The 18,559-nt window shown below is 57.1% G+C and carries 18 protein-coding genes; 1 reads left to right on the top strand and 17 read right to left on the bottom strand.

Annotated features, from left to right (window positions below):
* Positions 1–172 precede the first annotated feature (172 nt).
* The 5 genes from L6439_RS29070 to L6439_RS29050 all read right to left on the bottom strand — a co-directional run bounded on the left by L6439_RS29070 (position 173) and on the right by L6439_RS29050 (position 5,080).
* Positions 173–1,216: an ABC transporter substrate-binding protein gene (locus L6439_RS29070; protein ID WP_269155968.1), complete on the bottom strand. Its 1,044-nt coding sequence runs from the start codon at positions 1,214–1,216 to the stop codon at positions 173–175.
* 64 nt (positions 1,217–1,280) lie between these two features.
* Positions 1,281–2,099 (bottom strand): ABC transporter permease, encoded by an 819-nt coding sequence (locus L6439_RS29065; RefSeq protein ID WP_168182692.1) that lies wholly within the window; start codon positions 2,097–2,099, stop codon positions 1,281–1,283.
* Entirely contained in the window at positions 2,096–2,947 is an 852-nt protein-coding gene (locus tag L6439_RS29060; protein ID WP_168182691.1) for an ABC transporter permease, read from the bottom strand. The genes L6439_RS29065 and L6439_RS29060 overlap by 4 nt, the downstream gene beginning before the upstream one ends.
* The gene (locus tag L6439_RS29055; RefSeq protein WP_168182700.1) at positions 2,944–3,915 is read right to left on the bottom strand and encodes an ABC transporter ATP-binding protein; all 972 of its coding nucleotides are present in this window, start codon (positions 3,913–3,915) and stop codon (positions 2,944–2,946) included. Before L6439_RS29055 ends, L6439_RS29060 begins: the two co-directional genes overlap by 4 nt.
* Before the next feature lie 388 nt (positions 3,916–4,303).
* Positions 4,304–5,080 carry an SIMPL domain-containing protein gene (locus L6439_RS29050; protein WP_172879057.1) on the bottom strand — a complete coding sequence of 259 codons (777 nt, stop codon included), beginning with the start codon at positions 5,078–5,080 and terminating at the stop codon, positions 4,304–4,306.
* 238 nt (positions 5,081–5,318) lie between these two features.
* On the opposite strand from L6439_RS29050, the gene L6439_RS29045 reads away from it, so the two are divergent.
* Positions 5,319–5,819, top strand: a complete 501-nt coding sequence (locus L6439_RS29045) for a hypothetical protein (protein ID WP_168182689.1) — start codon at positions 5,319–5,321, stop codon at positions 5,817–5,819.
* Between the two features lie 188 nt (positions 5,820–6,007).
* Here L6439_RS29045 and L6439_RS29040 read toward each other — a convergent pair whose 3' ends face one another.
* The 12 genes from L6439_RS29040 to hisB all read right to left on the bottom strand — a co-directional run bounded on the left by L6439_RS29040 (position 6,008) and on the right by hisB (position 18,516).
* A complete protein-coding gene (locus L6439_RS29040; protein WP_006678144.1) occupies positions 6,008–6,274 on the bottom strand; it encodes an HPr family phosphocarrier protein in 267 nt (88 codons plus the stop codon).
* Between the two features lie 115 nt (positions 6,275–6,389).
* The gene (gene whiA / locus L6439_RS29035; protein ID WP_168182688.1) at positions 6,390–7,322 is read right to left on the bottom strand and encodes a DNA-binding protein WhiA; all 933 of its coding nucleotides are present in this window, start codon (positions 7,320–7,322) and stop codon (positions 6,390–6,392) included.
* 7 nt (positions 7,323–7,329) lie between these two features.
* Positions 7,330–8,271: a gluconeogenesis factor YvcK family protein gene (locus L6439_RS29030; protein ID WP_168182699.1), complete on the bottom strand. Its 942-nt coding sequence runs from the start codon at positions 8,269–8,271 to the stop codon at positions 7,330–7,332.
* Positions 8,272–8,328: 57 nt separating this feature from the next.
* Positions 8,329–9,225 (bottom strand): RNase adapter RapZ, encoded by an 897-nt coding sequence (rapZ, locus tag L6439_RS29025; protein WP_168182687.1) that lies wholly within the window; start codon positions 9,223–9,225, stop codon positions 8,329–8,331.
* Positions 9,226–9,253: 28 nt separating this feature from the next.
* Positions 9,254–10,204: an ROK family glucokinase gene (locus tag L6439_RS29020; RefSeq protein WP_168182686.1), complete on the bottom strand. Its 951-nt coding sequence runs from the start codon at positions 10,202–10,204 to the stop codon at positions 9,254–9,256.
* Between the two features lie 286 nt (positions 10,205–10,490).
* Positions 10,491–11,453 carry a thioredoxin-disulfide reductase gene (trxB, locus tag L6439_RS29015; protein WP_168182685.1) on the bottom strand — a complete coding sequence of 321 codons (963 nt, stop codon included), beginning with the start codon at positions 11,451–11,453 and terminating at the stop codon, positions 10,491–10,493.
* A gap of 118 nt (positions 11,454–11,571) precedes the next feature.
* Complete coding sequence (locus L6439_RS29010; RefSeq protein ID WP_168182684.1) at positions 11,572–13,497, bottom strand: tetratricopeptide repeat protein; 1,926 nt, start codon at positions 13,495–13,497, stop codon at positions 11,572–11,574.
* A gap of 272 nt (positions 13,498–13,769) precedes the next feature.
* Positions 13,770–14,555, bottom strand: a complete 786-nt coding sequence (gene hisIE, locus L6439_RS29005) for a bifunctional phosphoribosyl-AMP cyclohydrolase/phosphoribosyl-ATP diphosphatase HisIE (RefSeq protein WP_168182683.1) — start codon at positions 14,553–14,555, stop codon at positions 13,770–13,772.
* A complete protein-coding gene (gene hisF, locus L6439_RS29000; RefSeq protein WP_168182682.1) occupies positions 14,552–15,310 on the bottom strand; it encodes an imidazole glycerol phosphate synthase subunit HisF in 759 nt (252 codons plus the stop codon). The genes hisIE and hisF overlap by 4 nt, the downstream gene beginning before the upstream one ends.
* A gap of 715 nt (positions 15,311–16,025) precedes the next feature.
* Positions 16,026–16,790: a 1-(5-phosphoribosyl)-5-[(5-phosphoribosylamino)methylideneamino]imidazole-4-carboxamide isomerase gene (gene hisA, locus L6439_RS28995; protein ID WP_213468458.1), complete on the bottom strand. Its 765-nt coding sequence runs from the start codon at positions 16,788–16,790 to the stop codon at positions 16,026–16,028.
* A gap of 484 nt (positions 16,791–17,274) precedes the next feature.
* Positions 17,275–17,907: an imidazole glycerol phosphate synthase subunit HisH gene (gene hisH / locus L6439_RS28990; RefSeq protein ID WP_213468457.1), complete on the bottom strand. Its 633-nt coding sequence runs from the start codon at positions 17,905–17,907 to the stop codon at positions 17,275–17,277.
* A gap of 3 nt (positions 17,908–17,910) precedes the next feature.
* Positions 17,911–18,516, bottom strand: a complete 606-nt coding sequence (gene hisB, locus L6439_RS28985; RefSeq protein WP_168181777.1) for an imidazoleglycerol-phosphate dehydratase HisB — start codon at positions 18,514–18,516, stop codon at positions 17,911–17,913.
* Between the last annotated feature and the right edge of the window lie 43 nt (positions 18,517–18,559).

Raw genomic sequence — 18,559 nt, 5'->3', positions numbered from 1 at the left:
TTTTATATTATATCATATGGTATATCATTTTTATATCTTTTTCGACAGTTTACGACCACCCCCCATTCTGCAGGCATAAAAAAGCACCATCCGGACTGATATTCCGGATAGTGCCATAAAATAAACTTCAAATCTTGCATCCATTTTCGATTTGATATACCAGCTTCCGCCCTTATCGGCCGCTCTTCAGCTCCGTCCACAGACGGTCATACAATTGAATCGACTTGCCGACATCGAGCAGCCACTCCGTGCGCCCAAGCTCTTCATCGGTCAGGTTGATCATCGGATTGTTCAAGTATTCCTCGCTATGGAATTCCTTCGCCTTCGTAACCGGGTTGCTGTAGCCGACAAACTCGTAGTTCTTCGCGCTGTTCTCTGGATCAAGCATGAAGTTGATGAATTTCTCGGCCAACTCCTTGTTCTTGGCTCCCTTCGGGATCGCATAGGTATCCGCGAAGATCGTGCTGCCTTCCTGCGGAACGACATAGGCCACATCCGGATTCTCCGCCGCGATGAAGGCGGCGTCGCCGGACCATACCGTCCCGATCCAGCCCTCTTCCTGGATCATCTTCTGCTTGATGTTGTCCGTATCGAAAGCGACCACATTCGGCACCAGCTTCCGCAAGTCGTCCGCCGCCGCATTGATGTCGGCCTCATTATCCGTGCTGTTGGATTTGCCTGCTTTTTTGAGCGCCATCCCGATAATCTCCCGATTGTCGTCCAACAGCAGAACCTTGCCCTTGTACTCGTCCTTCCACAGATCGGCCCAGCTTGTCGGCGCCTCGGCAATATGCTTCTTATTATAGGCAATGCCCGTTACGCCCCACATATAGATAATGGAATGCTCGCTGTTCGGGTCATATGCCGGATTTTTGAAACGGTCTACTACGTATTGGAAGTTCGGGATGTTGTCCTTGTTGATCGTCTCAAGCAAATCCTGCTTAATCATGCTGGCCACCATATAATCCGATGGCTGTATGAGATCATAATTAGCTCCGCCGGCCTTGATCTTGGCCAGAAGCTCCTCATTGTTGGCGAACACCGCCATATTTACCTTGACGTTATTCTCCTGTTCGAACTTCTCAATCATCTCTGGATTGAAATTATCCGCCCACGTATACAAATTCAACGTGTCTTTGCTCGAAGAGCATCCGGCCAACGCGGAGATTGTCAGCACTCCCGCCAATACGGCAGCGAACCATTTCATTTTTTTCAATTCTTTCTACCCCTCTCTGATCCGCAGGATCCCCGTGTTTCATTTTCAGTTGCAGCGATTCGTTTTAAAACGGCAGCATTGAGCTTTTCTTCTCGCCGTTGCCGCGGTTCAGCATCCACTGCGCCAGCACAATCAGACCGACACTGAGTAAAATGAGCAGTGTGCACAGCGCATTAATTTCCGGCGATATGCCGCGCTTGACCGAGCCGTAAATATAGATCGGCAGCGTCGTCGAGTTCGGCCCCGCCACGAAAAAGCTGATCAGGAAATCATCGATCGACAGCGTAAAGGCAATCAGCGCTCCCGCGATAATCCCCGGCCATATCGACGGCAGGGTGATGTAGCGGAAGGTCTGCCATGGCGTCGCTCCCAGATCCGAAGCCGCCTCTTCCAGTTGTCCCCCCATATTCGCCAGCCGCGAGGAGACGATGACATATACATACGAGATGCTGAACGTAATATGCGCGATGATGACCGTCGTCTTGCCTAGCGGCATATTCAGCTGGCTGAACAGCACGAGCAGCGACAGGCCCATAATGATGTCCGGCACGATGATTGGCAAGTAGAGCAGGCCGGCGATTCCTTTTTTCACCCGGCTCAGCATGCGCCGCATCGCAAGCGCTGCCATCGTGCCGAATACCGTGGATAACACCGTCGAGACGAGCGCGATAATGACGCTGTTGCTCAGCGCCTCCATCACCTGCCGGTTCTGGAACAACGACCCGTACCATTTGAAGGTAAATCCGCTCCAGCTTGCATTCAGCCGCGAATCATTGAATGAAAAGATCATAATCAATATGATCGGAATATAAATGAACAGAAGCAGCAGGAACGAGTGGCAAGCCAACAGCGGGTGCTGCTTCGATGCGGATGCTGTCTTCATGCCCTCGCCTCCTTCGATGCCTCATACTTGGATCGGAGCGCCCGTTGGAACAATCCGATAATGATCAGGGCGCTGATGACGAACACCACCGACAAGGCAGAGCCGAACGGCCAGTTGCGCGCCCCGAGGAACTGGTTCTGAATAATATTGCTTAGCATCTGCGCCTTGGCGCCGCCCAAAATATCGGTGACCACGAACATGCCTGTCGTCGTGACGAAGACGAGCACGCTTCCGGTCATAATCCCCGACCTCGTCTGCGGCAGCGTAATATGCCAGAATGCGCTCCAGCGGCTTGCGCCGAGATCGCTGGCCGCCTCCAGCAGCCGCTTATCCATCTGCTCCAGAGCGACATAAATGGGCAGCACCATGAACGGGATGAACGTATACACCATCCCGAGCAGCACGGCCCCTTTGGTATACAGCATCTGGAGCGGCTCTTGAATCCAGCCGAGATCCAGGAGCATCTGGTTCACGATGCCCTGCGTTCGCAGCAGCAGCACCCAGGCATAGGCGCGGATTAAGAAGTTAATCCAGAACGGAACCGTAATGAGAATGAGCCACATCTTCTGCCGCCCCGGGCTCGCCTGGGAAATGTAATAGGCCAGCGGATAAGCGAGCAGCAGGCAGATCGCTGTCGTCACAAGCGAGAGCCATAGCGTATCCCAGTAAATGCCCAAATAGAGCGGGTCAAAAAAGCGGGCGTAATGTTCGAGCGTAAACGTAAATACGACATTGCCCAACTCGTCGCGTTGCATGAAGGATACGGCAAAGACCGCGATCATCGGCACGACGAGAAATATCGTCAGCCACAACACGACCGGCGCAATGATGCCGAAGGAGCGTCTCATGGGCCGATAATCACCTCGTCTCTCGCGTTCCATTGAACGCCGACACGCTGTCCGATCTGCCAGGAACGGGTGTCCGTAAAATCAAGCACGGCCGTCACCGTTGTCTGTTCATTTTCCATATGAACAATCAATTTATGAATATTCCCCAAATAGACAATGTCCTGAATAATTCCTGCCTTCCGCGCCCCTTCCATCTCCTCCGAGATGCGAATCTTCTCCGGACGGACGGCGAACATATTGTCCTCATAGAACACGTTGTTCTCGCCGACGAACGTAGCCGCAAACAACGTCTCCGGGCGTTCGTAAATTTCTTTAGGCGATCCCACCTGCTCGACGCGGCCGTTGTTCATGATGACGATCCGGTCGGACATCATCATCGCTTCTTCCTGATCGTGGGTGACATAGACAAACGTAATTCCCAAATTCCGCTGCAGCTGCTTCAATTCGCTCTGCAGGTTCTTGCGGAGCTGCAAGTCAAGCGCCCCGAGCGGCTCATCGAGGAGCAGCACCTTCGGCTTGTTTGCAATCGCCCGCGCAATGGCGACGCGCTGCTGCTGTCCGCCGGACAACTGATGCGGATAGCGCGCAGCGAGCGGAGTCAGCTGTGTCAGCCGGATCGCCTCGGCAATGCGTTCACGCTGTTCCGCTTGCGGAATTTTTTTCATTTTCAGTCCAAATTGAATATTTTGCTCCACCGTCATATGGGGGAACAGAGCGTAATGCTGGAATACGAGATTCAGATCCCGTTTGTTCGGAGGCAATTGCGTCACATTTACGCCGTCCAACCGAATCTCTCCTGCCGTAGGCAGCTCGAAGCCGGCAATCATGCGCAAAATCGTGGTCTTGCCACAACCACTTGGGCCGAGCAGCGTTAGAAATTCTCCCTCATCAATCGTGAGCGACAAAGGATGTACTACGGGTTGCCCGGCAAAGTGCTTCTCCACGTTTACCAGTTGTATCAAGAGCATCAACCCCTTATATCGTCAGCCTATCCACGGGATACGGCAAGCCGCTCCGGTCGGGACGACGCCGCCGCGAATATCGGATAATATGCGATAAGAATGCATATGCGCATACCTTGTCCTCTTATCCATTAAGCAAAAAAAGCCATATCCGTTGGTATGGCTTCCCGTTCGTTCACGTTGGCGTTTTTGCATATTCAATATACATCGTTTTGCTTGGTGATACAACTATTTTTACGTAATTTCGACAATTGCATACATTCATCTTCAATGGATTGACTCATTTCATCCAGCTAAAGGACTCCCACCCACATTTTTGTAACCCCGCGCAAAAGCCCCTCGCCCGTCCGCGAATGGCGCGGAGCCGGGAAGGGGCCTTCCGTTACTTCCGATTTTATTTCATTTCGAACAGGACCTGCACCTGCGCGCGCAGCTTCACCTGGCCGCCCTGAGGAGCGGAACCGGCAGCGTCAGCGGCGGAGACGTTCATCATCGACAGCTTTTCGTTCATGACCCGCACCGTCTGCCAATCCGCGCCGGATTCCACAATCGCAAGCGCTGGGCCGACTTGGCGGTTCGCTGCCTTCGCCAGCGCCCCGGCCTTGCTCGCCGCATGCTTCACCGCCTTCTCAAGCACCTGGGACTCGAAGGCATCGCGCTTCTCGATATCGAATTGAATCTGCTGCACGCGCGTCGCATCGGCTCCGGCTACCGCGTCCACCAGATTGCCCAGCTTCGCGAGGTCGCGGTACGTCACCCGAACGGCGTGGCGGGCTTCATAACCGACGACCTTCGGTTCGCTGTTCTCCGCATATTTATATACCGGGTTGACGGAAAAATCGGTCGTTTTGACTTGGGTATCCGCAATTCCGTATTTCGTTAACACCTGCTTCGCCTTGTCGAATGCCGCGGCATTCCGCTTTTGAGCTTGCGCTGCCGTATCCGCCTTCGATTCCGTGACGATATCGACGTAAGCAATATCCGGCGCAACCTCCAATTCGCCTTGTCCCGCAACCGTAATCGTGTTTCTGTCCATAATCGCAGCCTCCCCTGCCGCCTGTGCCGACTGTGGAGCGGCGGCTCCCCATGCGCCGAACAGCAATGTGCCGACGACGACGGCTGCCACCGCCGTCCGCCGCCACTTCCGTCCATGTGCGTTCACATTCATCATCCCATACCCCTCCAGCGCTTATATTGGTAAGTTTAGCAACTTGCTTACGTTTTAAACGAGGGGAGGACCAAATAGGTTGCACCCGCGCATGAATTATTTTCCGAACAGCCTGCCCGTCTATCTTGCGGGCCGCCGCTTTCGACTAGACGGGCTACATGATTTTCATTGTCATTTGATGTAACTTGTGTTACATTCTAGTTGTCATTATTCTATTTGTTGAAAAAGGAGGGAATTTCTGTTGTTTACGCGCAAATGGGCGAAACGTGTCGCCGCAATCGTTATGGCAGTCAGTCTCCTTTCCCCCGCCACCTTGTTCGCGCAAGGTTCCGGTGCGCACGGCTTGAATCCGCAGAATGCACCTGAAAGCGGGAGCTCCCAGATCTACATAAAGAATGCGGTTCCATTTAACGGCACGGCCATCTATCACTGGACGGCCAGCTTCCAGACAACGACCCACTATCAGATTCCGAACGATATCGACATTCCGAAAGACAGCCACCGCAAAAATATTTTGGTCTATCTGACGACCGAGAAAAATACCGGGAACAACACCGAATTCGATGTCGAGCTGGAACGGTACTATCCATGGTCCGGCTGGATCAGGGAGGACACGAAGACGGGGTATGTCGGCTGGACGGCAGACGAAGTCGCCTTCAAGGGCATCAAGGATGGCGAGAGATACCGCATCCGCATCAGGGGCAACGTGAAGGGTACCGCTGATGTGTTCAGCCAATGGTAACCCGGGCTCGATACGGCACAGGACCTGAGCATGATGCTCAGGTCCTGTCTTGGTTCCGGCTCTGGAACAACGCGGCGCGTGCAGAGAGGCGCCTGGTTCGCCGGACAATCGGTATGGAGTCGGGCGGCCATCTCTTAGGCCGCTCGTGTATCATCTGCCTTATGCCTACAAGCGGCACTCAGGTCCAATTAGTTTTCCAACTCTTCCTTGCTGACCAAGGATACTAAAGCGCTTACAGCCTGTTCTGCGTCCGCGCCATCCGCTGTAATGGTGATGGACGTGCCTGAGCCGATTGCAAGACTCATGATCCCCATAATGCTCTTCGCATTTACTTTTTTATCTTCCTTTTCCACGAAGATATCCGAAGAATATTTATTCGCTTCTTGAACGAACAAGGCCGCCGGTCGTGCATGCAATCCTGTCTTCAAACGTACCACAACTGGTTGTTGAGCCATGCGGATCATACCCCCTACATTTCCTGTATAGTTTACTAATCAATTCACGTTTACGCCATTTCATTCAGTTTATCACATTATAGCATTTTAAACGATGGTACACTAGGAATAAAATTCATCCGTTTCTTATTCTTTCAGCCATCTCATCGATTTTGCGCAGCCGGTGATTGACCCCCGACTTGCTGACCTTCCCCTTCAGCATCTCCCCGACCTCCTTCAGATTCAGATCGGGATGAGCCAGGCGAACCTCCGCGACCTCGCGAAGCTTGTCAGGAAGCTGATCCAGTCCAATCTCCTTCTCAATCAGGCGGATATTCTCGATCTGGCGCACAGCCGCGCCAATCGTCTTGTTCAGATTCGCCGTCTCGCAGTTGACAATCCGGTTCACGGAGTTCCGCATATCCCGCATGATGCGGACGTCTTCGAACTTGAACAACGCCTGATGCGCCCCGATAATATTGAGGAACTCAATAATTTTCTCGCCTTCTTTAATGTACAGCACGAACCCTTTTTTGCGTTCGATGAACCGGGCATTGAGCCGGAATTGATTGGCCAGTTCGACAATAGCCTTGCAATGCTCTTCGTACATCGATGAAATCTCGAGATGGTAAGAGGATCCTTCCGGATTGTTAACCGATCCGCCGGCAAGAAATGCCCCCCGCAAATAAGCCCGTTTACAGCAATTGTTCGCGATAATCCGCTTATCTATTCCATCCGTGAACTGGAACCCTTCGGATACGATATGCAGATCATGCAGAATCTCCTGCACCTGGGAAGGAATGCGGACGATATACACATTATTTTTCTTCAAGCGCATTTTTTTACGCACGAGCAGCTCCGTATGCGCCTGATAGAACTTCTTGATGAACGTGTATATCCGGCGGGCAATCGCCGCGTTCTCCGTTGAAATATCCAGAATGACCTTGCGGTTCGAAGAGAGCTGCACGGAGCCGTTCATGCGCATTAACGCCGCCAATTCTGCCCGTTCACAGCATGCATCGGACTCCATTAACGTCAATTCTTTTTTCGTCTGCGCTGCAAAGGACATTCTCCGCTCACCTCTTTCGTAACATCCAATTCTCCACCAGCTGATAAATGTGATGGCTCAGCTTTTCCGCATCATGCCGCAAATAGGTGCGGAACAATACGAGGGAATCGGCGATCACCTTGTAACCTCTCTTCGTCACTTCATCCAAGTCCAAATGCACTGCACGCGCCCCCTGCTCGGCGTAGCGGTCCTGCACTTGAGGCGGTATCTCCCCGTCGTTCACGATGACATAATCGAAAAGATGCTCGCCCACATGCTGCTGGATGGCTTCGAGATGGTCACTGACCTTATAATTATCTGTCTCTCCCGGCTGTGTCATGACATTGCAGACGAAGATTTTGACGGCATCCGACTCCTTGACCGCCTGTGCCAGCTTCGGAACAAGCAGCGTCGGGATAATACTCGTATATAGACTTCCCGGACCGACCAGGATCGCATCCGCCTCCTGCAGCGCCTGTACGGCCTCAGGAAGCGCCTCCACCTGCTCCGGCTCAAGGAAGACCCGCTTGATGCGCTGGCCTGCCTGCGGTATGGCTGACTCGCCCTCCACGATGGTGCCGTCGGTCATCTCCGCATTCAGCACAATCGCCTGATTGGCGGCCGGCAGCACCCGCCCGCGCACGGCCAGCACCCGGCTCAGTTCACGGATGCCCGCGACGAAGTCGCCCGTAATATCCGTCATGGCGGCCAGGATCAGATTCCCAAGGCTGTGCCCAGCCAGGCCGGTTCCATTCGGAAAGCGGTATTTCAGCATCTCCGACAACGAGGGCTCCACATCCGCCAACGCCGTCAAGACGTTGCGAATGTCCCCCGGCGGCGGCATTTGCAGCTCTTGGCGCAAAATACCGGAACTTCCGCCGTCATCGGCGACCGTCACGATAGCCGTGATGTCAAGCGGCTTCTCCTTCAGGCCGCGCAGCATGACAGACAGACCGGTACCGCCGCCCATAACGACGATGCGCGGCAGCTCGCGCTCTTCTCCTATCCGCACTTCAGTATCCCCCCATCAATGCCGATCGCGTTCGGAATCCCGATGGCTTACGCGAACGACCTCCGTCTCGCTGGAACCGAGCGTGCGGCCCAAATATTCCGCGACGGCCACGGAACGGTGCTTCCCGCCAGTGCAGCCGATGCCGATGACGACCTGGCTCTTCCCTTCCTTGCGGTATTGGGGAAGCAGAAATTGAAGCAAGTCGAGCAGCTTGCTCAAGAAAGCCTGCGTCTCCGGCCATTTCATAACATAATCATACACTTCGATATCCTGGCCGGTATGCGGGCGCAACTGTTCCACATAATGAGGATTTGGCAGAAACCGCACGTCAAAAATGAGATCCGCATCGATAGGAACCCCATATTTGAAGCCGAAGGAGGTGACGTTGACCGACATGCAGTTCTGATCGGCCTGCGTGAACCTCGAGACGATGCGTTCTTTGAGCTGTGCCGGCTTGAGACTGCTCGTGTCAATCACCTGATTGGCCCAGCCCTTCAAATCCTCCAGCAGCTTGCGCTCCATCTTGATGCCTTCCAGGGGCATGCCGTTCGGCTTCAGTGGATGGCGGCGCCGGCTCTCCTTGTAGCGTTGGACGAGGACTTCATCCGTCGCATCCAAGAACAAAATTTCACAATTAATTGTATAATGTTCTCTAATATAATTCAAAGACTCCGATAAGGCCGTGAAAAACTCCCGCCCGCGCAAGTCGATAACGAGCGCGACCTTTCCGATTTTCCCTTTGGACTGCTCAATCAGCTCCGCGAATTTGGGGATTAGCACAGGAGGCAAGTTGTCTACGCAGAAAAATCCGAGATCCTCCAGGCTTTGTACCGCTATGGTCTTGCCCGCACCGGACATCCCCGTAATGATGACTAATTTGGCAAGCGCTGCCGTTTCTGTTGAATCGATCATCGTTCGTCCTCTCCCTTACCAATGCCGATTACGAACGCAAGAACAACCCAGCCGCACCAATCATACCTGCATCATTGCCTAGCTCAGCCGGCACGATCGATACGCCGCGCGTAACCGGTTCAGGTGTTAGCTTCATGAACGTCTCACGGATTTGCTCGAACAAGAACTCGCCGGCCTTCGACAAGCCGCCGCCGATAATGAACCGCTCCGGATTCAAGGTGACCGCCACCGCAGCCATGGATTTGCCCAAGTAGAAGGCTGCGCGCGCGATAATGCGGACGGCAACCTCGTCACCGGCCTTCGCCGCATCGAACACATCCTTCGCCGCGATCTCCTCCAGCAGCGACAGGGACGTGCGATCGCCGCGCTCTACCGCATCCTTCGCCATGCGGATGATGCCGGTTGCGGAGGAGACCGTCTCCAGGCAGCCCATCTTGCCGCAGCCGCACTGAATCGCTTCCAGATCCGGAATGACGGCGATATGGCCCAGCTCTCCGGCCATGCCGGAAAATCCTTGCACAATCTTCCCGTTGATAATAATGCCGCCGCCGACACCGGTTCCCAGCGTATAGCAGACGCAATTGTCGACGCCTTTGCCCGCGCCGCTCCACGCTTCTCCCAACGCCGCCACATTGGCGTCATTGTCGATCTTGACCGGCTTGCCCAACCGTTCTTCCAATATGGCACGAATCGGCACATCCTTGAAGCCTACGTTGGGCGCCAACAAGATAACGCCTTCCTTCACATTCGTAAACCCAGCGACCCCTGCACCAATTCCAGCCACCTGGCTCCAATCGTAAGGAGACTCCTCCACGATCCGGCGAATATAGTTCTCAATGTTGTCTATGACGGTATCGGGGCCCTTGGCAACTTCAGTCGGACCTTCGAACGTTTGCAGCAGCCGGCCTTCTGTATCACAAATACCGACCTTGATAGCCGTTCCGCCCAAATCGACACCCACGTAGATTTGCTCAGACATGCGTCATCCACCTTTATACTTGTAATCGTATCCTTAATCGTATGTTACTTCAGTACCCACTATACGCGAACGCCGGAAACAGGTCAAGGCGTGCGGGGCCCGCCCGCAGGGGCGATCCGGGCCCTTCCCGGGCCGATTCCGCGCGCTCTTCGCCGCCAGCCCCGCGAGATCAAATACGGAGCCCGCAGGCTCCGTCTCGACGATGAAATTGTTGCAAAAAATCTACTTATCTCGCTGCCGGGAAGTCTCGCTCCCGAGTCCGGGAAACCCCGGCCACACAGAACGGTTACCCCAAAGTCGTGCTCCAGTCGTGAACCATGCTGCCTTCCAGGAATTTCTCGCAATCCAGCGCGGCCTGACAACCGGAACCTGCCGCGGTAATCGCTTGGCGGTACTTCATGTCCTGCACGTCGCCAGCCGCGAAGATGCCCGGAACGCTCGTCTCGGTCGTGCCCGGCTTCACGATCACGTAGCCTTGCTCGTTCAGCTCGACCTTGCCGCGCAGGAAGTCGGTGTTCGGCTTATGCCCGATCGCCACGAACAAGCCGTCGGTCTCGATGACTTCCTCTGCGCCCGTGTCGTTGTTGCGCACTCTGAGGCCGGTGACGCCCATGCCCGTCGACAGCACCTCCAGCGGCGTCCGGTTCAGCGCCCAAGAGATCTTCGCGTTTTCGCGCGCCCGCTCCTGCATGATTTTGGAGGCGCGCAGTTCGTCGCGCCGGTGCACGATCGTCAGCTCCGAGGCGAAGCGAGTCAGGAAGTTGGCCTCCTCCATCGCGGAGTCTCCGCCGCCGACGACGACGATTTTTTTGCCCCGGAAGAAGAAGCCGTCGCACGTGGCGCAAGCGCTGACCCCTTTGCCGATGTTGTCCTGCTCCCCAGGAATGTTCAAATACTTCGCGCTGGCTCCGGTCGAGATAATGAGCGTCTCGGCCCAGATTTCTTCCAGACCTTCCCCCGTCAGCTTGAACGGGCGCTGCGATATATCAATATCCGTCACCCAGCCGGTCACGAATGTCGTGCCGAAGCGCTCCGCCTGCTTGCGCATGTTTTCCATCAGTTCGGGGCCCATAATCCCGTCCGGGAACCCGGGGAAGTTCTCTACGTCGGTTGTCGTCGTAAGCTGGCCTCCCGGCTGCGGACCTTCGATGACGAGCGGATTCAGATTGGCGCGCGCCAGATAGATCGCCGCTGTGTACCCCGCAGGTCCTGTTCCGATCACGACCGATTTATATACTTTCTTCTCCATATGAAAAGGCCTCCTTCACTATTAGAGGTTATTCAAAAAGTACGCTTTTGAGCCCGAAGGGATTCAGGAAAAAAGCAGCCTTCTGAACACGCCGCGTTCTCAACTTGGGAAAACGCGACTATTGGTAGATGTTCGTCTCGGTTGCCTCTGCGCCGAATGCCTCCTCGATGCGCTTGGCATGCTTCGCGACGGTCGCGGCGGATACGGCGTACCGTTCTCCTGCCTCGCTGCGGGTGATCGGATGGCCGTGCTTCTTCGCGATAAGATATTCAATCGCCGCCGCCCAAGAGTCCGCCTTCGCGATGCGCGGCACTTCATTAGGATATGACCGACGGAGAAATTCAATCCAGAGCTTCTCCGCGTCATGCATCCGAATCATGTCATACCGCCCGTTCATCCCGGTCCGGATCGAATCGATCACCTGCTGCCAGCCCGGTTCCCAGGCGGAGAGACCGCCCCCCAGATAATACCCGTCCACGAGCTGCTTCTTGCCGTTCCACTCCACTTCAAGCGCGCCCTCTACGCCAAGCAGGCGCAGCACATAGACGGTCAATTCCTTCACGTAACCGTCCTGCTCCGGATCGAGCAGCAGCCCCCGGAGCGCCTGCTTCGCCTCGTCATCATTAATGAGGCTCATCGCCTGAAGCGCCTGCAGCTTCGTCGCGGAGTCGCCCGAGCGAAGCGCCCAGAACAGGGACGAGCGTACGAGCGGATCCGACTTCAACTGCCGCTCCCATTCCTCGGCCGCCACCGCATCCCCAGCTTCGCGCCGGACATTGCGTTCCGCTGCCGCGGACCGCTCGGCCCGCCGGCCGGAGCGCGCCTTCGCCTCGTAAGGAACGCGGTAATGATAACTCGGCACCGGATCCGGAAGGCCTCCGGCGCTCCGCTGGAGCAGCTCCAAGTAATACGAGCCGATGCCGCTCTCCGGATCGAGGCGCCGGCAGGCGGCCCACCAGCCGGCCGCTTCATCGTACCGGCCGAGATGGCAGGCGGCCACCGCCGCGCAATGATAGACGCCAGGCTCGGCAGGAGATCCGGTCGCGAGCAGGCGCCGCAGATGGCGGTAAGCCTCCTCGTGCCGGCCGAGGATACCGAGCGTGTTCGCCAGCTTGAAGGCCGGCTCCCGATGGAACGGCTGCAGCTTGGCCATCCGCTCCATCAGCTCCCGCTCCTGTTCGGTCCGTCCCGCCTGCCGCTCGAATATGGCCAGATTGCATAGCGCATGCAGATGACCGGGATCCAGAGCCAGCACCTGGTGAAGCATCTCGCGGGCTTCCTTGAAGAAGCCCATATAATAATAGGCCAGCGCCAGATTGTTCCGGGCAGGCAGATCCCCGGGATTGGCTTCCAGCAGCCGCTCCAGAACGCGCCCCGCTTCCAGGAAACGGCCTTCTTCCATCATCCGCCGGGCTTCCTGATGCTCGGCTTCCGGCCCGCTCCGCGCTTCCCGGGCTTGTCCGGGCAGAGACGCCAACTCGCCGCTTCCTTCCGGCTCTGCCCCCCGGCTCAATGCGGCCGCCGCTTCCTTCAAGCCTCTGGCCGCTTCTTCGAGGGCTGCCGCATTGGCTGGAGGCTTGGCTTCCGCGTACGATCCGGGCCGGTTCATCTCGTCATGGAGCATTTCCTTCATTTCCAGCGCCTCGTTCCGGTATGCCCCCTGGGGATCAAGCGCCAGGTAAATATCCAGCGCTGCCTCCGCCTCCTGAAAACATTCAAGATAAGCGAAATTATTCGCCATATAGTAGTAGCATTCACTCATAGATGGATCAAGCTCGTTCACAATATGGCGGAGGATGAGATTCGACTCCTCGAAGCGCCCCGTCTCTGCCAACGCCCCAGCCAGATTGCACTGGTGAATCGCATCGCCGGGCTCGCATTCGACCGCTCTGCGGAAATACCGCAATGCCTTGTCATATTGCAGCCGATCTAATAATTTTACCGCGCGATCGGAATACGCGGCCGCATCTACCGGGAACATCACGACATTGCCGTGCGCATCCGCGTTGTCCCTGCCGGTTCGATGTGGCTTCTCTCCTGCCATCGCCAAGGCACCTCCTGCCGCATCATCGTTGTATACATAACCTTCAGTATACCATAATGACGCGCCTTCCCCCACCCCTTCGTTAAGCCGTTCCGAGCGGAAAGGGAATGGCTTTCTCTTGAGCAGTGGAGCGAAGACGGGAGGCAGGCAGAACCCGGGGGCGGTTCCGCCCGAATCGGCGCCCTGACTCCCCTGACGATTCCGCTTCCCGCACACAAAAAGCGGCCCCCGCTCCTCGCAGTCAAGGAACAGGCGTCCGCCCATGCAGCTGCTTACGATTCAGTTGAACTCTTGATCTTGCCGTGAACATTATAGGCATCGCGGCGCGGCCCTTGATGCCGGCGCTGCAGCTCATTCAGCACCTGCGAGAACGGCAGCTTCCGCTCGCGCAGCAGCACCAGCAAATGGAAGAGCAAATCCGCGGCCTCGCCGGTAAGCTCTAGATTATCGCCGTTTTTGGCGGCGATGAGCACCTCGGCGCTCTCTTCGCCAAGCTTCTTCAATATTTTATCGATGCCGGAATCAAATAAATAGGTCGTATACGCCCCTTCGGGCCGTCTCTCCTCCCGCACGGCGATTACCTGCTCCAGCTCCGCCAGCACCGGATACGGATCGGCGGGCCGTTCCCGTTCTGCACCATCCGCTCCGTCCCGCCATGCTCCCGAGGCCTCCGGCGCTTCAGACCCCGAATCCGTCTCGCTGCGGTCTGCGTCGAAGCAGGTGTACGTGCCCGTATGGCAGGCGGGTCCGTTCGGGATCACCTGAATCAGCAGCGTATCCCCGTCGCAATCGGCGGCCAGCTCGACAATGCGCTGCGTGTTGCCGCTGGTGGAGCCTTTATGCCACAGCTCCTGCCGGGAGCGGCTCCAGAAGATAGTCTCCCCCGTCTCGCACGACTTCAGGAGCGACTCGCGGCTCATATAGGCCATCATCAGCACCTCCCGGGTGCCCGCATCCTGAACGATCGCCGGCACGAGCCCCTGCCCGTCCCAGCGGATGCGATCCGCCAATGCCGCCCCATAGGCGCTCAGCCCTGCCGTCTTTCCCGATTCTGTCATCGCACATTCACCCCTTGCAGGCGCAGCATCGCTTTGACTTCCTGTACCGACACCTCTTTATAGTGGAAAATAGAAGCCGCCAACGCCGCATCCGCCGCGCCCTGCTGGAACGCCTCCAGGAAATGATCGGCGCGCCCGGCGCCGCCGGAAGCGATCACCGGGATGCCGACCGCATCGGATACGGCTCGGGTCAGCCGAATATCGAAGCCATCCTTCGTTCCGTCCGCATCCATGCTCGTCAGCAGTATCTCGCCGGCGCCCAGCTTCTCGGCTTCCCGGACCCATTCCAGGACGCGGAGACCGGTTGGCGTGCGGCCGCCGTGAATATAGACCTCCCATTCGCCCCATTCCTCATGGTAGCGGGCGTCCACCGCGACGACGATGCACTGCGAGCCGAAGCGGCGCGCCCCATCGCGGATAAGGGACGGCTGCTGCACGGCCGCCGTATTGATTCCGATCTTGTCCGCGCCCGCGCGCAAAATCCGCATCATATCGTCGACATGGCCGATGCCCCCGCCCACCGTGAAGGGAATCGAGATCTCGGCCGCCGTCTGCCGGACGACCTCGATCATCGTGGCCCGCCCCTCCACCGAGGCGGAAATATCGAGGAAGACCAATTCATCGGCGCCTTCCCGATCATACAAGGCGGCCAGTTCCACCGGATCGCCGGCATCGCGCAGCTGGACGAAGTTAACGCCCTTGACGACCCGCCCGTCCTTGACGTCGAGGCAAGGGATGATTCGTTTGGCTAACATGTGCATTCCTCCGTTCTCCAGGCTGTTGAGAAAGAAGTTTTGAGTAGGGAAACGGATATTTCCACCATTCTGAAAACTGCACCATTTCCCTAGACACGCCCATCCGGCAGTCGAAATCCGCAAAACTCCACGATTTCTCCAGACGCTCCTATTCAGTAAGCGAAATCCTGCATAAATACAGCAATTCGATATGGACGACTATTCCAGAAAGGGAATCCTGCAAAATGACAGGAATTTTCCCCGTTTCGCTTCGGCTTGAAGCAAAAGGGCCTAAAATGATGCAGATTTGCAGCAATTCCTCGGGATGTGGACTCATTAAGCCGAAATTCCTGTAAAATAGCAGCAATTTCCTCCGCACGTCCAAGCCCCAGGAGGCAACGATGCTTCCAGCAGGCCGATAATGCCTCCAGCAGGCCGGATAATGCGATGATGCCCCCAGCATCCGACGCGGTCGCTTGGATCCCGTAAAATCAGGCCATTGAGTAGTCTATGGGGCTTTTTACTTGTGATTGATCTCTTCTCCCGGTAGAGAAAATCGATTTAAAACGCTCTAAGAGCCAAAGTTTGGATGAGGAAAATGGACCTTCTCCACCCCTTCACAAAAAACAGGGGTTTTCCAACCGCCTGGTTCTCGCAGGCATTCGTTCCCTGAAATGAGGCTCGGTCTGTCTGTTCCCAAGACCCTTGGTTCAGGCCGGATCGGCCAGCGCCATCCTTACACGGAAGACTGACGCCCTCCGCTTCCGGCCGTCCCGGCCAGCCGGACCGCCTCCTCCAGGCGAACGCTCCCGGTATACAGCGCCTTGCCGATAATGGCTCCGCTGACGCCATCCTGGGCCTGAGCGGCCAGCGTCTCCACATCCGCCATGCTGCTGACGCCGCCCGAGGCGATGACCTGCTGGCCGCAAGCCCGGGCCAATGCCGCGATCGCCTCCACATTCGGCCCCCGCATCATGCCGTCGCGGGAAATATCCGTAAAGATGAACGTCCTCGCGCCCGCTTCGGCGAGCTGGCAAGCCAGCGCTTCCGCCTGCACCTCCGACGTCTCGAGCCAGCCGCGCGTCGCCACATAGCCGTCGCGCGCATCGATCCCGATCGCGACATGGGCGCCGTGCCGGGTCAGCACGTCTTCGACGAACGCGCGATCCTCAATCGCGGCCGTGCCGAGAATGACTCGCGCCACGCCCGCTTCCAGCAGCCGCTCCACATCCGCTCGCGTCCGCAAGCCGCCGCCCACCTGCACCGGCACGCCGACGGTGCGGGCGATCTCTCCGATGAGCCGGTCATTGACCGGGTGCCCGGCCTTCGCGCCGTCCAGATCGACAAGATGAATCCAGGATGCGCCCTCCCGCTCCCAACGGCGAGCCACATCGAGCGGAGATTCATCATAGACCGTCTCTTGGCCGTAGTCGCCCTGAACAAGCCGCACACAGCGTCCTCCCCGGATATCGATGGCCGGATAAATTGTAAATGCCGTCATACGGTTACCTCCCTTGTCACTCAAACCCCTTCACTGGAACCCCTTGTGTTTCCGTTCTGACATACTTCCTCTCTTCGGATGCAACACCTGCACGCGCTCCCGCTGTCCTGCCAATCCTGCAAAATTACAGTTTTGTTTTTTGGGGCAAAGCGTATGCGACGCCAATCCTGCAAAAAAATACATCATCTAGCCCATAGATTCCGCAATCCACCCTTTATTTCACGAAATGGATGCAACGCTGCAGGAATTTCTTCTTTTCACTGAAGAAACAGTCAAAAAACTGCACTTTTGCAGCCTTGGCCCATCATCGCCCATACCGCGCACTTTTGCAGCTTTCCCCCATCATCGCCCCCATTGCACTTTTCCCGCTCATGCCTCGCGCATTTCCTTGCCCGCGCCTCCGCCTTCTCTCCTTCTCCTTCGCGACAGACCTCTTCGACAATAGAGCCTCGGCAATCAACCCTCTTCCGTCCCGGATCGCAAATCACTCCCGGGCCGCTCGCGGGCCCTCGGCCAGACGGAGGAACCGCTCCAGCAGCACCCGGCCGGCTTCTCCGCTCTTCTCGGGATGGAACTGCATGCCGTACAGGCGGCCCCGGCCGACCATCGCCGTCACCGCATGGCCTCCGTACTCGCAGGCGGCGATCACGTCCTCCTGCTCCCCGGCGAGCACATGGTACGAGTGGACGAAGTAGACATGCCCTTCCTCCAGCCCGGCCGTCAGCGCATGATCCGCCTGCCGCCATTGCAGCCGGTTCCACCCCATATGCGGCACCTTGTAATGGCCGCCCTCGAAGCGGACGACCCGGCCGGGCAGCAGCCCGAGTCCGGCATGGCGGCCATGCTCTTCCCCTTCCTCGAAGAGGAGCTGCATGCCGAGGCAGATGCCGAGCGCCGGCTTGCCGGCCTGCACCGCCTCCGTGAACGACCGGCCGAGGCCGGTCGTCTGCAGCGATTCCATCGCATCGCCGAACGCGCCCACGCCGGGCAGAATGATGCCATCGGCCTCCGCCAGCTCTCCGGGCTCGCGGCAGATCGCCGCTTCATAGCCCAGTCGTTCCACCGCCGTGCTGACGCTGTGCAGATTCCCCATTCCGTAATCCAATACCGCAATCATCGCTTACAGCACTCCCTTGGTGGACGGAACGCCCTGCACGCGCGGATCGATCGCGGTCGCCTCGTCCAAGGCCCGGCCGAGCGCCTTGAATACGGCCTCGATAATATGGTGCGTATTCTGCCCGTAATGGACGATAACATGGAGCGTCATGCGGCTCTCCAGCGCCAGCTTCCATAGAAATTCATGCACGAGCTCGGTATCGAACGCCCCGACCCGGGCGGCCGGATAGACCGCGCGGTGCTCGAAGTGAGGCCGGTTGCTCAGATCGATGACGACTTGGGCAAGCGCCTCGTCCATCGGAACGAACACCGAGGCATAGCGCCGGATGCCCGCTTTGTTCCCGAGCGCCTCGCGCAGCGCCTGGCCGAGACAAATGCCGATATCCTCCACCGTATGGTGGTCATCGATATCCGTGTCCCCCCTCGCCTGAACGGCGAGATCGAACTGGCCATGCTTCGCGAACAGGTCCAGCATATGGTTCAGGAACGGCACGCCTGTCTCCAGGCGGCTCGTGCCCCTTCCGTCTACATTGAACGACAACTGTATATCCGTCTCATTCGTGGTGCGGGCAATGGCCGCTTCCCGCGTGTGCAATGCTTCATATTCCATTGATGGTTCCGCCCTTCTTCTCGTGTATGCTGTATTGCGGTAT

It is taken from the genome of Paenibacillus dendritiformis (assembly GCF_021654795.1).
Lineage (GTDB): Bacteria > Bacillota > Bacilli > Paenibacillales > Paenibacillaceae > Paenibacillus_B.
The sequence above is the reverse complement of the archived record's forward strand: the minus strand, read 5'-3'. Positions and strand labels throughout refer to the sequence as shown.

Coding starts and splice junctions, on each gene's coding strand:
- hisB (WP_168181777.1), bottom strand. CDS start 18,516: ATGGAATATGAAGCATTGCACACGCGGGAAGCGGCCATTGCCCGCACC.
- hisF (WP_168182682.1), bottom strand. CDS start 15,310: ATGTTAGCCAAACGAATCATCCCTTGCCTCGACGTCAAGGACGGGCGG.
- hisH (WP_213468457.1), bottom strand. CDS start 17,907: ATGATTGCGGTATTGGATTACGGAATGGGGAATCTGCACAGCGTCAGC.
- trxB (WP_168182685.1), bottom strand. CDS start 11,453: ATGGAGAAGAAAGTATATAAATCGGTCGTGATCGGAACAGGACCTGCG.
- hisIE (WP_168182683.1), bottom strand. CDS start 14,555: ATGACAGAATCGGGAAAGACGGCAGGGCTGAGCGCCTATGGGGCGGCA.
- L6439_RS29060 (WP_168182691.1), bottom strand. CDS start 2,947: ATGAGACGCTCCTTCGGCATCATTGCGCCGGTCGTGTTGTGGCTGACG.
- whiA (WP_168182688.1), bottom strand. CDS start 7,322: ATGTCCTTTGCAGCGCAGACGAAAAAAGAATTGACGTTAATGGAGTCC.
- L6439_RS29050 (WP_172879057.1), bottom strand. CDS start 5,080: ATGATGAATGTGAACGCACATGGACGGAAGTGGCGGCGGACGGCGGTG.
- L6439_RS29065 (WP_168182692.1), bottom strand. CDS start 2,099: ATGAAGACAGCATCCGCATCGAAGCAGCACCCGCTGTTGGCTTGCCAC.
- L6439_RS29040 (WP_006678144.1), bottom strand. CDS start 6,274: ATGGCTCAACAACCAGTTGTGGTACGTTTGAAGACAGGATTGCATGCA.
- L6439_RS29010 (WP_168182684.1), bottom strand. CDS start 13,497: ATGGCAGGAGAGAAGCCACATCGAACCGGCAGGGACAACGCGGATGCG.
- hisA (WP_213468458.1), bottom strand. CDS start 16,790: ATGACGGCATTTACAATTTATCCGGCCATCGATATCCGGGGAGGACGC.
- L6439_RS29020 (WP_168182686.1), bottom strand. CDS start 10,204: ATGTCTGAGCAAATCTACGTGGGTGTCGATTTGGGCGGAACGGCTATC.
- rapZ (WP_168182687.1), bottom strand. CDS start 9,225: ATGATCGATTCAACAGAAACGGCAGCGCTTGCCAAATTAGTCATCATT.
- L6439_RS29030 (WP_168182699.1), bottom strand. CDS start 8,271: ATGGGCGGCGGTACCGGTCTGTCTGTCATGCTGCGCGGCCTGAAGGAG.
- L6439_RS29055 (WP_168182700.1), bottom strand. CDS start 3,915: ATGCTCTTGATACAACTGGTAAACGTGGAGAAGCACTTTGCCGGGCAA.